The sequence below is a fragment of the Sphingomonas sp. genome, assembly GCF_041661885.1.
GTDB lineage: Bacteria > Pseudomonadota > Alphaproteobacteria > Sphingomonadales > Sphingomonadaceae > Sphingomonas.
In genome coordinates this window covers 609,003-623,877 of the sequence record NZ_JBAZTL010000001.1, presented here as the reverse complement: position 1 = coordinate 623,877, position 14,875 = coordinate 609,003, and the positions used below count along the sequence as shown (strand labels likewise).

Below are 14,875 nucleotides of genomic sequence, written 5' to 3'. Positions count from 1 at the left end.
TTGCTCCTGAGAGACGGAATTCCGTCGTATTTCTTGATTTGTCGCGCGACAAATACGGAGGAAAAGCATATTCTGTCCACATGATTGCTTCGCTCCTTAAATCAGCCCTGTTGCTGGCAGGGGTTTCCACCATCGCGGTGGCGGCGGGCGACGCGCAGGATCCGCTTGGCTGGGGCCGGGCAACACAGGTGCTGACCGGCACCACCGCGAACAACGCCGCGCTCGCCGCGTCGATCGCCGAGTGGAAGGCACTTCAGCAGCCGGGCGGTTACAACTTCGAACGCTATGCCCGTTTTCTGCTCGCCCATCCCGGTTGGCCTGGTGAAATGGGCCTGCGCCGCGCGGCGGAGCGATCGCTCGATCTGGGCGGCTGGTCGCCCTCCACCGTCGTCTCGTTTTTCCACCGTTTCCCAGCGTTGACGGGTTCGGGCCGGACACGCTTTACCGAGGCGCTGGCGGCTACCGGGTTGCGGGATGAAGCCAATGCCGCCGCGCGCGCCGCCTGGGTTGCGGGATCGCTCTCCACCGCCGATGAAACGCGGATCATCACCGCTTTCTCCAACGCACTCACCCCGTCCGATCATAATGCGCGGATGGACATGCTGCTGTGGCAGGGCGCACTTGCCGCGGCGCAACGGCAAATGCCGCTGGTCAGTCCCTCTTGGCAGCCGGTGTTCGCCGCCCGCCTTGCCTTCCGCACCAACGCCCCCGATGCGGCAGAGCGTGCGGCGGCGACGCAACAATATGGCGCGGGCGATCCCGGTTGGCTGGCGGATCGCGCCAATTGGTTGCGCAACACCGGTGCCTCCGCCAGCGCGCGCGCCTTGCTGGCACAACGCCCGGCGCTGGCAATAACGCCGGCCAGCGCGGAACAATGGTTCGAGGTGCTGCTCACCAACGCCAAGGCAGCCGCCGCCGATGGTCAGGCGACGCTTGCGTATGACATCGCGCGCAAGGTCAGCGATGCCTATCCTGCGGCCACCGACATCAGCACGCGCCCCTATGGCGAGCGCGATGCCTATACCAGCCTCACCTGGCTCGCCGGGCAGACCGCGCTGAAGCAACTCGCCCGCCCCGCCGATGCCGTTCCGTTATTCCTGCTCTACGCCAGCGCATCGCGCACGCCGACGACGCAATCCAAGGGCCTGTATTGGGCCGGACGCGCAGCAGAGGCAGCCGGGCACCGTGACGAGGCCAATGGCTATTATGCGCGCGCGGCGGGCTTTCGTGACCTGTTCTACGGCCAATTGGCGAGCGAACGCATCGGCCAGCCGCTCAATCCGCCGGGCGACCCGATGCTCCGCCCAGTCGAGCCGGACGTCCGCGCGGCGTTCTACGCACGCGAGACGGTGCGCGCCGCGCAATATCTCGGCACGACGGCGGCGTGGGTCGATCAGACCGCCTTCGTCCGCCAAATCGCGATCGACGCCAAGAGCGATAGCGATCATGTCCTCTCCACCGAATTGTCGCGCACGCTTGGCCGCCCCGATCTCGGCGTGATGGTGGGGCGCAGCGCCCTGCAAAACGGCCTGAGCGAATATTCCACCGTCGGCTTCCCCAATGTCCGCGTGCCGGTGGCGAGCCAGGATGACTGGACAATGATCCACGCGATCGCGCGCCAGGAAAGCCAGTTCGACCGTGCCGCGATCAGCCATGCCGGCGCGCGCGGCCTGATGCAGTTGATGCCGGGCACCGCGCGCGACACCGCGACCAAGCTCGGGCTCAGCTACGATCCGTCGGCGCTGACCACCGATACCGATTACAACATCATGGTCGGATCGAGCTATTTCCGGCACATTTACGGGATTTACGGCAGCTACCCGCTCGCCGTCGCCGCCTATAATGCCGGTCCCGGCAACGTGAACAAATGGCTGCGCGCCAATGGTGATCCGCGCCAGCCCGGTGTGGACATGGTCGACTGGATTGAAGCGATCCCGATCTACGAAACCAAGAATTACGTGCAGCGCGTGCTCGAAAATGCCGTGGTCTATGATTTGATGAACCCAAGCCGGTCGCGCTCGTCCGGTGCGAACCGCATCAGTTGGTATCTTGGGAAGAGCAGCCCGGGCTGAGACGGGCCATCTGGGGGATGACAGCGCACCGGCAGATGTGGTGTAGCATTCGCGATGGACGATCGCCCCAATTACATGACCCCGGCGGGCTATGCCGCACTGAGTGCCGAATATCAGCACTTGCTCGGCGAGGAGCGCCCCAAGCTGGTCGATGTCATCTCCTGGGCGGCGGGCAATGGCGACCGCTCGGAGAATGGCGACTATATCTACGGTCGCAAACGCCTGCGCGAGATCGATCGACGGCTGGGGTTTCTCGCACGGCGGATGAAGGCGGCAAAGGTGATCGATCCCGCGGCGCAGCCTGACCGGGGGCGCGTATGGTTCGGGGCGACAGTGACGATCGCTGACCCTGAAGACTTTAGCGACACCGCCGAGCGCACGCTGACGCTGGTTGGGGACGACGAGACCGACGCCGCCGCCGGGCGGATCGGCTGGAACGCGCCGATCGCGCGGGCGCTACGCGGGGCCGCAATCGGCGACGTGCGCCGCGTTACACTCCCGGCAGGCGAGCGCCATTATGAGGTGCTCGCGATCTCCTATCCGTGAAGAAGCGCCAACACGCGACGGGAACTGCAGGATTTACGACGGATTCGTGACGAACCACGATGACTTCGCGCACTTGGTGCTACAGCACAGGGATCGCGCGCAAGGCGATGCGCCGAGTAAAAGGTTGATGACAATGGCAGTGGTGCAGCGGGTGTTCGTCACCGGCAAGGTTCAAAATACGGGATTTCGCGACTGGGCGGTGCGCCGCGCGCAGGAATTTGGCGTGACCGGGTGGGTGCGCAATTTGAAGGACGGGCGGATCGAGATGCTCGTCGCAGGCGAGGATGACGCCGTCACGGCAATGACCGAAGCATGCCGACAAGGGCCTCCCCTCGCACGGGTCGATCATCTGGAAGCCAATGCCGATGGCGAGCGCGTCCCCAAGGGGTTCACCAAGCGGTTCACGGCGTAAGCAGCAGGCGGAACGGCGTGGTCCTGCCACGCCGTTCCGCCTGGCGCTTATCGCGTCAGTTTCTTGTAGGCGAGCCGCGTCGGGCGGTCCGCCGCGTCGCCCAGGCGGCGACGCTTGTCTTCCTCATAGCTCTCGAAATTGCCCTCGAACCACTCGACATGGCTATCGCCTTCGAACGCGAGGATGTGCGTGGCGAGGCGATCGAGGAAGAAGCGATCGTGGCTGATGACCACGGCGCAACCCGCGAAGGATTCCAGCGCCTCTTCCAGTGCGCGCAGCGTCTCGACGTCAAGATCGTTGGTCGGTTCGTCGAGCAGCAGGACGTTGCCGCCCTCCTTGAGCATCTTGGCGAGGTGAACGCGGTTGCGCTCACCGCCCGAAAGCTGGCCGACCTTCTTCTGCTGGTCCTGCCCCTTGAAGTTGAACGCCCCGACATAGGCGCGCGTGCCGAGCTCCTGCTTGCCGAAGCGGAAAATCTCGAGCTTGTCGGAGATTTCCTCCCAGACATTGTTGTTCGGGTCGAGATCATCGCGCGACTGATCGACATAGCCGAGCTTCACCGTCTGGCCGATTTCGATCGTGCCTTCGTCGGGGGTTTCCTGGCCGGTGATGAGCTTGAACAGCGTCGACTTGCCCGCACCGTTCGGCCCGATGACGCCGACGATGCCGCCCGGCGGCAGCGTGAAATCGAGATTTTCGAATAGCAATTTGTCGCCATAGGATTTGGTCAGGCCCTTGGCCTCGATCACCTTGCCGCCGAGGCGTTCGGGCAACTGGATCAGGATCTGCGCCTTGCCGACCGCGCGGTTTTCCTGCTTCTCCATCAGCTCGTCAAACGCACGGATACGCGCCTTGGACTTGGTCTGGCGTGCCTTGGGGGTCTGCCGCATCCACGCCAGCTCGTCGGCAATCGCCTTGGCCTTGCCCTGCTCCTCGCGCTCTTCCTGCTCGAGCCGCTTCACCTTCTTTTCAAGATAGCCCGAATAGTTGGATTCATAGGTGTAATACCGCCCGCGATCGAGCTCGAGCACCCAGTTGACGACATTGTCGAGGAAGTAGCGATCGTGGGTGACGAGGATGACGTTGCCAACATAGTCGCGCAGGTAATTTTCGAGCCAGGCGACACTTTCCGCGTCGAGATGGTTGGTCGGTTCGTCGAGCAGCAGGATATTGGGCTTTTCGAGCAGCAGCTTGCACAGCGCGACGCGACGCTTCTCACCACCCGACAGGTTGGTGACGGCGCTGTCGCCTGGCGGGCAGCGCAAGGCTTCCATCGCGATTTCAAGCTGGTTGTCGAGGCTCCAGCCATCGGCGGCGTCGATCTTTTCCTGCAGCTCGCCCATTTCGCCGAGCAGTGCATCATAATCGCAATCCTCGGGCGGATCGCCCATGATCGCGACGATTTCGTTATAGCGTTCGACCATCTGCGCGATCGGCCCGGCGCCCATCTTGACGTTTTCGAGCACGGTCTTGGTCGGGTCGAGCTGCGGCTCCTGCGGCAGATAGCCAACCTTGATGCCATCAGCCGCCCACGCTTCGCCCGTGAAATCAGGGTCAATGCCGCCCATGATCTTCATCAGCGTCGACTTGCCCGACCCGTTCGGCCCAATGATCGCGATCTTGGCGTCGGGCAGGAACTGCAGGTGGATGTTGTTGAGCACCGGCTTGGCGGCACCGGGGAAGGTCTTGGTCAGGCCCTTCATTACATAGCTGTACTGCACGGCCATCGGCTGCGGGCTCCGGGATCGAGAAGGATGGATTTGAGTGGCGGCAGATAGCGACCGCCAACGCGCTTGGCAACGCGCCGACGATATGGTTGCGCTCCGTTGCGAAGACATCCCCATCGCTAGGAGGACGTCATCGGGAGCACAACGGACAGGAACGCGGTGGTTGGGTTCCGATTTCGATTGCCGAACGCGATTCCCGTTGCAACCGCGCCACGTCCTGGTCTTATTCTGCTGGAGACCGACCTTCCGCCCAACGCCGTGCGGCAACGATGCTCGGCACCTTTAACATCAACCTTTTGCCAATGAATCGGAACCGCCCTTGATCACGCTTCGCACCCTCGCCCCTGCCACGATGCTTCTCGCCACCACCACGCTGGCCACGCCCGCATTGGCGCAGCGTACCGCGCCGCCGGCAGTCGTGGTCGCACCGGCGGTAACGACACTGCGCGAGGCGGCGCTGAAGGACGATGTCGCGTATGACATCGTATCGGGCCTCACCACCGAGGTTGGCCCGCGCCCGGATGGCTCTCCTGCCGAGGAGCGCGCGCGGCAATGGGCGGTGGTGAAACTGAAGGCGCTGGGTTTCAAGAATGTGCGGATCGAACCGTATGAACTCCAGAACGTATGGGTGCGCGGTGTCGAGACGGCAGAGGTGGTCGGTCCCTTTGCCCAGCCGCTACGCCTGACCGCGCTCGGCAATTCGGGCGCCACCCCGGCGGAGGGGCTGACCTTGCCCGTCGCCTATTTCGCCAGCTTCAACGATTTGCTGCTCGCCCCTGCGGGCAGCCTCACGGGTAAAATAGCCTTCGTCTCCAACGCGATGCAGCCGACCCAGGACGGATCGAGCTATGGCAGCCAGGGCCTTGCCCGCTTCGTCGGGCCGAATGTGGCGGCAAGCAAGGGCGCAAGCGCGATCGTGATCCGCTCGATCGGTACCGATCATGGCCGCGGTCCACACGCCGGCACCACCAATTTCGCACCCGGTGTAACGCCGATTCCCGCCGCCGCGCTATCGGTTGCGGACGCCGAGAACCTCGAGCGCATCCTCAAGCTCGACAAGCAGGTGAAGCTGCACCTCACGCTGACACCAACGGTGGTGCCCAGCCGCATGTCGGGCAATGTCGTCGCCGAGGTGCCGGGCACCGACCCTGCGGCGGGCACGATCCTGATTGGCGGGCATCTCGACAGTTGGGATCTCGGCACCGGAGCGATCGACGATGGCGCGGGCATTGCGATTACGGCGGCGGCGGCCAAGCATTTGCTGGATGCAGGCAAGCATCGCCGGACGATCCGCGTCGTGTGGTTTGGTGATGAAGAAACCGGCGGTTTCGGCGGCATCGCCTATGCCAAGGCGCATGCCGGGGAAACCCATGCGCTCGCCTCCGAATCCGATTTCGGGGCGGATCGCGTGTGGCGGTTCGAAACCAATTTGCCGGAGAGCGCCAAGGCGGTTGGTGATCGCCTCGCGGTTGCGCTTGCCCCGCTCGGCATCGTGCGCGGCACCGCTGTGGGCGGCGAAGGAACCGATGTCGGCCCGACGCTCAAGACCGGGGTTCCGGCGGTCGACCTCAACCAGTCAGGGCTGCGCTATTTCGATTATCATCATACGCCCGAAGACACGCTCGACCGCATTGACCCTGAGCAACTGCGCCAAAACGTCGCGGCATGGACAACGATGTTGGCAATCGTCGCGGACGCCCCAGAAGCGATGGGCCCAGTCGTGCCACGAAAGTAACGCACGCTCGTCCCGCCGCAAATGTGGCCGAAACACGGCAATTATAACCACTTATGGCGGATTTAAGATTGACGCACCACAATGGGACGTTATGCCACCAACCTTCGCGACGGCGTTGGGCCGTTTGCAAAACTGCTGATGTGCTTGGGAGCAATTGCATGAAGAAGATCGCCCTTGTTCTCGTAGCCGTCGGCGCCCTTTCGCTTGGTGCGTGCCACAAAAACCCCGAAGCAGCCGCCATTGAGAACAACGCCGAAGTCGCCACCGACGCCATCGACAACAATGCTTCGATCCTTGACGACATTGCGTCGAACACTTCGAACACGGCGGCTGCCGACATGATGGCAAACTCGGCTGACGCGCTGCACGACCAGGCGGACAATGTCCGCGACGCGGGCGCAGCCAAGGCCGACAACGTCACCAAGTAAGACTCTCGGGCACTCTCGCCCAAGTCTGACAAAATGGGCGCGTCCTTGACGGGAGGCTCCCATTTTCGTTGGGTGTCAACCGCCGCGCTGGGCGATGAAAAGGTCGAGCGCGTAGAGCCGCAACGCAATGTCGCGCCGATAGGATATGCCAGGCGGAGACAAGGCCAGCGCCCGCGCCCAATAGCCGCGCGCGACCCGGAAATTGCCCGCCTCGATATAAGCCAAACCTTCAAAGAAGGGCGGTGCGGGATGATCGGGCGCGAGGCGGGTTGCCTGAGCAAAGGCCAGCTTGGCGGCGGGAAACACCGTCCCGTCATGCTGGGCGAGCGCGGTGCCCAACCCGACCCACAAGGTCAGGCTGCGCGGATAATGGTTCACGCCCATCATGACGACCTGTGTACCGCTATCGCGGCTACCACGCCGCATCAGCGCGTCCGACGCGATCAGATAGGCCCCATCCCCCGAAAAGCGCCCGAGCAGCGCCCCGCGCAAATCCACCATTGCCGGATCGACCGCAACGATCGCAGCTTCTGCCTTGGCCGGGCTACCCGCCAGCGTCGGCTGCCCCTGCGACGCATAGCCGGCCCCGCCCAACACCAGCACCGGCGCAGCAAGCCCCCATAAGCGCGGCGAAACGCCAACACGCCACAGGACGAGCGCAACCGATCCTCCGATCAGCGCGAGCGCAATCCAGCCGTTCATCGCAATCCCATCGGGCTTGTCATCGCTCCTCTTTACGGCATTTTCCACCGGCGTCGACGCGCAACCCCGTCCGCGCCCGCGCGTTGCCCCCAAACACCGCAAGGAATGCCGCTCGTGAAACAGTTGATCGCCTTCGACCTCGACGGGACGCTCGCCGAGAGCAAGCAGAAGATTGGAGACGAGATGGCGGCGCTGCTCGACCAATTGCTCGCGCGCGTGTCGGTCGCGGTCATCTCAGGCGGGGACTGGCCGCAATTCGAGAAACAGGTGGTCGCCGCCTTGCCCGCCGCTGCGGCGATCGCGCATCTGTTCATCATGCCGACCACGGGCACCAAGCTGTATCGCTTCACCGAAGGCGCCTGGGCCCCGGTCTATGCCGAAATCTTCGCGCCTGCCGAGCGTGACCATATCCTCGCCGCGCTGACCGAGGCGACCCAGGAAGCCGGCTTTGCCGACGAGAAAATCTGGGGTGATCGCGTCGAGGATCGCGGCAGCCAGATCACCTTTTCCGGGCTGGGGCAGGAAGCTCCGCTCGACGCGAAGAAAGCCTGGGACCCCGATTTCGCCAAGCGCAAGGCGATGCAGGCGCTGTTGCGCAAGGCCCTGCCCGATCTCTCGGTCAATATCGGTGGCGCAACGTCGCTCGACATCACCCATGCGGGAATCGACAAGGCTTATGCGATGCGGCGGCTCGCCGAGCATTCAGGCATCACAACCACAGACATGCTGTTCTTCGGCGACGCAATCTACCCCGGCGGCAATGACGATGCGGTGCGTGCGGCGGGCATGGACACGATTGCGGTACGCGATGTCGCCGAGACAGCGACCGCCGTACGCGCGATGATCGCCTGCCTGCCCGAGCGTTAACTGCGGTAGATCAGGCTCGACCGATCAGCCGCCGCGCGATGCTGTCCGCCACGTCGGCGGCGGGCGCGCCGGTGCGATCGCTTTCGTCCCACACTTCGATCAGGCGATCGGGGATGCGGGCGATGCGGGCGTTCACCTCGGCTTGGTCGCCCTGCCCGAGATATTCCAGGCCGACATTGATGATGCCGCCCGCGTTGATGACGTAATCGGGTGCATAAAGGATACCGCGCGCCTGCAGCGCAGCGCCCTCGGCCTTGGTCGCCAATTGGTTGTTCGCACCACCCGCCACAACCGTGGTCTGCAACGCCGCAATCGATTCGGGCGTCAGGATCGCACCCAGCGCATTAGGGCTGACGATGTCGGCCTTGATGCCGAGAATCGCGTCTGCCGCGACCGTCTCGGCACCGAGTTCTTCGGCCAGCGCCTTCGCACGCTCGGCATTGACGTCCGCCAGCGTCAGCCGTGCGCCATCCCTGGCGAGCAAACGCGCGAGACCGCCGCCGACGCTGCCGACGCCCTGAACCGCGACATGCACGTCCTTCATCGCGTCCGCGCCAAGACCACGCTTGGCGGCGGCCTTGACGCCGAGATAGACCCCCATCGCGGTATAGGGTCCGGGATCACCGCCCGCGCTGCCCGCCGCAACCGGCAGGCCGGACACGTGCTTGGTCATCGTCGCGATCGTCTTCATGCTCGCTTCGGACATGCCGACGTCTTCCGCGGTGACATAGCGCCCGCCGAGCGACTCGACCACGCGACCGAATACCTCAAGCTGCGCCTGGCTGATCGAATCACCGGGCTTGGCCGCGAGCACGACGCCCTTGCCCCCGCCCATCGGCAAGCCCGCCATCGCGTTCTTGAAGCTCATGCCGCGCGACAGGCGCAGCGCGTCGGTGATCGCGCCGTCGCTGTCGGCATAATGCCAGAAGCGCACGCCCCCCGCCGCCGGGCCGAGCTTGGTCGAGTGAATCGCAATGACCGCACGAAGCCCCGAGGCCGGATCGGTGAAGAGGTGAACGCCCTCATGATCGTCGAAATCGGGAAAGCCCCAGCCGCTGGTCACGCTAGAATTCCTGGCTGATTGAAGAAGTGGGGCGACCGACGGGACTTGAACCCGCAACATCCGGCATCACAAGCCGACGCTCTAACCAATTGAACTACGATCGCCGCAGAGCAAGCGCCCCTAGCGGGCGGCAGGGGCCAGCGTCAAGAATGCACGCTCAAAATTTCCCCTCAACCGCGAGAAGATATCCGTTGGGCATCCGTTGAAACCCGCCACGTTCCAGATTTTGCGCAGCGGCAGCGTCGCTTGGTTTCACCAGAAACTCGGCGCGAAAACGCCCCGAATCCCACAACCGCACCGTCATCTGCTCGGTTCCCGCCTGGCTGACCAACGGCAAGAGCAATGCCCCGGCCTCGCACCGCGCCGCTCCAGTGAGGCCCTGGCCCAGCGTAATTCCGCCAATGTCGCCGCCAAGCGTAGCCTTGACCCGGCCCTCGGCACGATCGCAATGGCCATCGACGAAGCGCACGCTGACCGCGTCAAGATCGACCCCGCTGATCGGCAGAGGTGCGAAGGCATCGCCAACCGGCAAAGTGCCTGTCATGTCGTCAATCCCGATGCTGTGGCGTGAAACGCTGATTGCGCCCTGTAGTGCGCGCGTAGCCCCCGTCATATGCCCGACAATGTCGAGTCGCGCACGGCCGACGAACAACGGCCAGGGTGAAAGGCCTGCATCGACATCGCCCAGCGCGATGCTGCCCAATTGCGCCTCGTGCAGCGACCCGGACCAGATGGTGCCAGTCGCCGCGCGTGCGGCGAAGCCAGTCCGGTCAAGATCGAGCCACCCCAGCACCAGCCGCATCGGCAACAAAGCGATCAACGCCAGCACGAACACCGCGCCGAACATGGCGACCGGGCCGGTTTTGAGCCGAAAGCGAATCATTGCATATTCTTCACTGGCCCTGCGCCTTCAGGGTCATCTGGACGGCGACGGTACGATCGCCATTGTCGGTCATACCCAATCGATCGACCAAAATGCCCGAGGCTTCAAGGTCGGCAACCCAACCTGTCAACGCGCCGGGCCGCGCGGAGGCGATCGTGATTTGCACACGGTCCGCGCCTTGCGGCGTAACATTGGCCAGCGCAAAGCCCGCATCGTTGGCGCGCGTCCGCACCAGCGATTCAAGCGGAGCGGCGAGCGGCGCCGCGCGCTCCGTCTGCGCGGCTTTGACGGCGTCGACGCGTGCCTGGGTTTCACCCAGACGGATCACCGCATCCGCGTGGCGCGCCTTGGCCGATGCCAGCGCATCCCCCAGCGGCACCACCAGGAAATAGCCGAGCGCCAAGATCACAAAGACACCACCCGCCAGCAGGATATATTGCTCCCGTTGCGAACGCGCACGATACCATTGCAGCAGGCGCTCGGTCATCGCGGTTTCACCATGATATCCCCCGTCACGCGCCCGCCGACCGACTCGAACTGCCCCATCGGTGTGGCGCCGAGCCCACTCGCCTCGATCCGGCGCTGCAGGTCGAGGATCTGCCCTTCATTCTGGACACCGAGGGTCACGCGCATCGCGCCGTTCGGATCGAAGGATAGAGTGCGGATTTCGGCACCGGGCGTCGCGCGCATCGCCGCAAACACCGCAGCGGCAGTGCGACTGAAGCCGAGTCCCCCGCCCCGCAAGCGCTCCAGCCGCGCGCTGAGCTGGCGATCCGCATCATTCACCGCCTCACCACGCGCAAGGCCGCTGCGCGCAAGCCGATCGGCACGGCGTTCGAGATCGTCGGCGGCGAGCGAATAGGTCAGCAGTTGCACGCACGTGATGAGCAAGCTCACCGCCACCACTGCCCCTGCCAGCCAGCCGAGCCGCCGGATCAATGCCCAATCGACCGCCGTCGCCACCACTTTCGCGAACGGCCCTTGCCGCAAGTTGAGCACAGGCGTGTGAACCGCCGCAACGATCGCCACCTCCACCCGGTCGCGCGGCAAGGTCTCGGGCGTGACGCCACCCGTGATGAGATCGGTCAGCCCGGCCTCATCGGCAAAACCGCTGGTCGGCCCGCGCACCACGCCCGCCCCGCCCAGATCAGCGCGGACATAACCCGTCTCGGGTCGCGGCAACAGCAACGGCGCGGGCAGCAATACATCGGGATCGATGCCATGTTCCGCGAGTAAATGGAGCCAGTCGCGCATCTGGGTCGCAGCCACGACGGCGATCGGCCGTTCGACCAGCGCATCCTCACGGCCCACCGCAACATGGGCTTCGCCGATCGGGGTTGCGCTGGCATCAGCCGCAAGCAGCCGCGCCGCCGCCACCGCCTGCGCGAACGAACGATCGGGCAGTTCGGCCCAATGCAGCGTTACCGAATCGGCTGGCACCACCGCGACCAATCGCTCCTCGCTGTCCGCAGCCAATACGGGCAGCCCCTCGCCCCGGCCCGCCACGCCATCGCCCGCAACCCGCAGCCAGCGCCACGCACTGCCATGCGTCGGAAGAAAGAGGACGAGCGTATCGGTCATGGTCGCTCACCCCATTGCCGCGATACCAGCCGCGCGGGAAGAGCCGTTGCGTCGATCAGCCCGCTTTGTTCCAAGCGAGTGCCGCCCAGCGCGACATCCACCCGCAGCGCAAACCATGTCGTCTTGACGTCGGTCTGCCCCGCACCGCTCTCACCCGCCCCACCAGCAAGCGCCGCTTGCGACCAGAAGGCACCCGCATTGGCGAATCCTTTTGGCGGGCGCTGCAACAGCGCCTGACGCACCGCTTCGACCGACAAAGTCTGGCCGAGCATTGCGATCAACGGTGCTTGCTCGGGCAGCACTGTGTTGACGTTGATTTTTGAGGGGGTGGCAACGGGCAGCGTGCAAATCCACGGTCGAAGCCGGTCATAATCGAGGCGTGTCACGCCCGCGACCGCGCGCAATTCACTGGGATCGCTCATCAACGTGTTGGCGGTGCGATATGCAAGCTTGCCGCCGCCATAGGCATTGTCCTCGGCACCACCGTCGAGCGGGCTATTGTCGCTGTCGATCCAGTCCGCCGCCGCCGCCGCCATCGCATCGGGCGAGCGCGCGGTGGGATCGACGAGCGCAATCAGGCGCGCAAACTGCGTGCGCGCCGGGGTATAAGCGGCATAGACGCCCGGCGACACTTCAACGGCAAGGCTGTTGAGATTGAAGCAATTGCCGCCATCGGTGACGGTCGCGGTGGCGGCGCCGTTGGGAATCGGCAGCGCGAACGGCTGGCCACTCCAGCCGCCCTCCAGCGTCACCTTGTCCGGGCTTTTCGACAAAAGATCGCTGATCTTGAACACCGCCAGCGTTTCCGCCGCGAACGAAAAGGCGCGCGCCTGGTCGAGCGCTACCGCATTCCCGCCCAACCGCGTCGCCAACCGCAGTTTCTCGAGCGCGACCCCGGCCAATACCGCAATCACCGCCACCAGCAGCAGCACCGTCAGCAGCGCCGCACCGCGCTCGGATGGAGGGGCCTCAGCGCGCATCGGGCAACCGCTTGCCATATCCCGCGCCGACAACGAACAATTCGCGCGTCTCGACGCCCGGATCACGCACGATCCTGAGTTCCAGTGCGTCGGGCAGCGGGTTCTGGTCATTGCTGACCCAGCGGTCGCTCCACGCACCCTTCAGGCGATAGCGCAGCGCGACCGTGCGGATGTGCGACAGGAGCGGCGTCGGCGGCAGCGGCGTCGCCCCGTCGAGCATCGCATACGCGACGCGAACGAGTGCGCCATCGTCGATGCGATATTCAACCTTCTGTTCGGACGGACGCGGCGCGCCATCAAGGTTGCTCCAGCCGCCACGTACCACGCGCAGCAGCACCGCGCCATTGGTGCCCGATTCGCCGATAAACGCCGGCAGCATCTCGCCTCCCTCGCCGCGCGTCGGGCGCACCACCGCCTGGGCGAGGTCTGCGGTCAGGATCGAGGACAAGCGATTGCGTGCCGACACCGCTTCCAGCTTCGCCCCGGTCAGCCCCTGCGCCCGCACCGAGAAGGACAGCAAAGCCACCCCCGCCGCCGCCAGCAGACCGAAAATCAACAGCGAGATCATCACCTCTATCAGGGTGAAGCCGTGTTCGGCGCGTCCGCTCATGGCTTGGTCGCCCCGTCGCGCACCATCGTGATATGTCCGGTGCTGCGACCAGCCGGATCGAGCACGGTCACGTCGATACGCAATATGCGGGCGTCACCGGTCGGTTCCACCACGCGCGTCCACGCCCAATCACGCCCGCCATTCGCCTCGGTGCCGGTGGCCGTACCGATGGTGGGCGGGCGGGCATCGGTCATCGCCTCGATCGCAATGTTGCGCGCCACCATTTGCGCCATCAGCGTGGTATCGAGCGTCGCCGCGCCGCGGATCGTCGCGCCCTCCAGCCGGATCAGGGCGAGCGCGGCCAGGCTGAACACGGCGAGCGCGACCATCATCTCGATCAGCGTGAAGCCGCGCGTTGCGGCGCGCACCCTAGCCACCGATCCGCACCGAACCGTCGGCCCCGACATGCACCACCACACTCTCTCGCGCGCGCGTGAGCGTCACGTCGAGTGGGCGATCGGCGATACCGGTCGAATCGAACAGGATACGGTCGCGCGGTGTCGCGCCACTTGGCACCGCACGCGTGCCGCTGCTCCAACGCGTCACCCGCAGCGGCTTTTCCGCCATCGCCACCCATGCGCCGTCCAGACGTTCGTCAAAACCATAGCCGCCCTCGGACACCCACACGCTGATCGGCCGCGTGCCGACCACGGCAAGATCATGCGCCGCACGCGTCCGCGCCGCGAAGCGCGCAGCTTCGTCGGTCAGCCGCCCGCGTGGATCGGGCAACGCCAGCACGACAACGGCGCTGGCGAGGCCGATAATCGCGATCACGATCATCAGCTCGATCAGCGTGAAGCCGCGCTCGCGCGTGTTATTGCCAGCTACCGATATCGGCATTGGCCCCCTCGCCGCCTTCTTTGCGGTCCGCGCCCAGCGTCCACACATCGGCCTCGCCATGCGTGCCGGGCGAGGCATAAAGATACGGCTTGCCCCACGGGTCGAGTGGCAATTTCTTGATATAGCCGCCACGCTGATATTTCGACGCGTCGGCGTCGGCGGGGGGTGAGACCAGCGCCTGCAAACCATCGGTGGTCGAGGGATAGACATCATTTTGTAGTTTGTAGAGATCGAGCGCGCCTTCGATCTGCGCGATATCGGCCTTGGCCTTGGTGATCTTGCCCCGATCCCCCAGCGGCAGCACATTGTAGGTCACGATCGCGGCGAGCAAGCCGAGGATGACGACAACCACCATCAGCTCGATCAGCGTAAAGCCTTGTTCGCTCGGGCGAACACGGCGGCGGGTGCGGGGAACAGACATTTCAGACC

At 64.8% G+C, this 14,875-nt stretch carries 17 protein-coding genes and 1 tRNA gene; 6 read left to right on the top strand and 12 right to left on the bottom strand.

Annotated features, from left to right (window positions below; genetic code table 11):
• The first annotated feature begins 80 nt into the window (after nt 1–80).
• From WC704_RS03100 to WC704_RS03090, 3 genes are read left to right on the top strand one after another with little or no spacing between them, the layout of a single operon-like run.
• Nucleotides 81–2,072 (top strand): lytic transglycosylase domain-containing protein, encoded by a 1,992-nt coding sequence (locus tag WC704_RS03100; RefSeq protein WP_372888504.1) that lies wholly within the window; start codon nt 81–83, stop codon nt 2,070–2,072.
• Nucleotides 2,073–2,126: 54 nt separating this feature from the next.
• Nucleotides 2,127–2,618 carry a GreA/GreB family elongation factor gene (locus tag WC704_RS03095; protein ID WP_372888503.1) on the top strand — a complete coding sequence of 164 codons (492 nt, stop codon included), beginning with the start codon at nt 2,127–2,129 and terminating at the stop codon, nt 2,616–2,618.
• A gap of 46 nt (nt 2,619–2,664) precedes the next feature.
• Entirely contained in the window at nt 2,665–3,030 is a 366-nt protein-coding gene (locus WC704_RS03090) for an acylphosphatase (RefSeq protein WP_372888502.1), read from the top strand.
• Nucleotides 3,031–3,077: 47 nt separating this feature from the next.
• Here the strand turns inward: WC704_RS03090 and ettA are convergent, their stop codons facing one another.
• Nucleotides 3,078–4,757: an energy-dependent translational throttle protein EttA gene (gene ettA, locus WC704_RS03085; protein ID WP_372888501.1), complete on the bottom strand. Its 1,680-nt coding sequence runs from the start codon at nt 4,755–4,757 to the stop codon at nt 3,078–3,080.
• Nucleotides 4,758–5,079: 322 nt separating this feature from the next.
• On the opposite strand from ettA, the gene WC704_RS03080 reads away from it, so the two are divergent.
• On the top strand, nt 5,080–6,492 hold the full coding sequence (locus WC704_RS03080) for a M20/M25/M40 family metallo-hydrolase (protein WP_372888721.1): 1,413 nt from the start codon (nt 5,080–5,082) through the stop codon (nt 6,490–6,492).
• Between the two features lie 158 nt (nt 6,493–6,650).
• Nucleotides 6,651–6,920, top strand: a complete 270-nt coding sequence (locus WC704_RS03075; RefSeq protein ID WP_372888500.1) for a hypothetical protein — start codon at nt 6,651–6,653, stop codon at nt 6,918–6,920.
• 75 nt (nt 6,921–6,995) lie between these two features.
• Here the strand turns inward: WC704_RS03075 and WC704_RS03070 are convergent, their stop codons facing one another.
• Nucleotides 6,996–7,622 (bottom strand): tetratricopeptide repeat protein, encoded by a 627-nt coding sequence (locus WC704_RS03070; RefSeq protein ID WP_372888499.1) that lies wholly within the window; start codon nt 7,620–7,622, stop codon nt 6,996–6,998.
• A gap of 114 nt (nt 7,623–7,736) precedes the next feature.
• Here WC704_RS03070 and WC704_RS03065 point away from each other — a divergent pair, with 114 nt between their 5' ends.
• Nucleotides 7,737–8,489, top strand: coding sequence for an HAD-IIB family hydrolase (locus tag WC704_RS03065; RefSeq protein ID WP_372888498.1), 753 nt, complete (start codon nt 7,737–7,739; stop codon nt 8,487–8,489).
• 10 nt (nt 8,490–8,499) lie between these two features.
• Here the strand turns inward: WC704_RS03065 and WC704_RS03060 are convergent, their stop codons facing one another.
• The 10 genes from WC704_RS03060 to gspG all read right to left on the bottom strand — a co-directional run bounded on the left by WC704_RS03060 (nt 8,500) and on the right by gspG (nt 14,867).
• On the bottom strand, nt 8,500–9,552 hold the full coding sequence (locus WC704_RS03060) for a Glu/Leu/Phe/Val dehydrogenase dimerization domain-containing protein (protein WP_372888497.1): 1,053 nt from the start codon (nt 9,550–9,552) through the stop codon (nt 8,500–8,502).
• Between the two features lie 27 nt (nt 9,553–9,579).
• A tRNA-His gene (locus tag WC704_RS03055) sits at nt 9,580–9,656 on the bottom strand.
• Between the two features lie 53 nt (nt 9,657–9,709).
• Complete coding sequence (locus WC704_RS03050; RefSeq protein ID WP_372888496.1) at nt 9,710–10,435, bottom strand: type II secretion system protein N; 726 nt, start codon at nt 10,433–10,435, stop codon at nt 9,710–9,712.
• A gap of 10 nt (nt 10,436–10,445) precedes the next feature.
• Complete coding sequence (gene gspM / locus WC704_RS03045) at nt 10,446–10,922, bottom strand: type II secretion system protein GspM (RefSeq protein ID WP_372888495.1); 477 nt, start codon at nt 10,920–10,922, stop codon at nt 10,446–10,448.
• A complete protein-coding gene (gspL, locus tag WC704_RS03040) occupies nt 10,919–12,016 on the bottom strand; it encodes a type II secretion system protein GspL (protein WP_372888494.1) in 1,098 nt (365 codons plus the stop codon). Before gspL ends, gspM begins: the two co-directional genes overlap by 4 nt.
• Complete coding sequence (gene gspK, locus WC704_RS03035; RefSeq protein ID WP_372888493.1) at nt 12,013–12,996, bottom strand: type II secretion system minor pseudopilin GspK; 984 nt, start codon at nt 12,994–12,996, stop codon at nt 12,013–12,015. The genes gspL and gspK overlap by 4 nt, the downstream gene beginning before the upstream one ends.
• A complete protein-coding gene (gene gspJ / locus WC704_RS03030; RefSeq protein WP_372888492.1) occupies nt 12,986–13,606 on the bottom strand; it encodes a type II secretion system minor pseudopilin GspJ in 621 nt (206 codons plus the stop codon). Before gspJ ends, gspK begins: the two co-directional genes overlap by 11 nt.
• Nucleotides 13,603–14,013: a type II secretion system minor pseudopilin GspI gene (gene gspI / locus WC704_RS03025; RefSeq protein ID WP_372888491.1), complete on the bottom strand. Its 411-nt coding sequence runs from the start codon at nt 14,011–14,013 to the stop codon at nt 13,603–13,605. The genes gspJ and gspI overlap by 4 nt, the downstream gene beginning before the upstream one ends.
• Complete coding sequence (locus tag WC704_RS03020; RefSeq protein WP_372888490.1) at nt 13,976–14,446, bottom strand: GspH/FimT family pseudopilin; 471 nt, start codon at nt 14,444–14,446, stop codon at nt 13,976–13,978. Before WC704_RS03020 ends, gspI begins: the two co-directional genes overlap by 38 nt.
• On the bottom strand, nt 14,421–14,867 hold the full coding sequence (gene gspG, locus WC704_RS03015; protein WP_372888489.1) for a type II secretion system major pseudopilin GspG: 447 nt from the start codon (nt 14,865–14,867) through the stop codon (nt 14,421–14,423). Before gspG ends, WC704_RS03020 begins: the two co-directional genes overlap by 26 nt.
• Between the last annotated feature and the right edge of the window lie 8 nt (nt 14,868–14,875).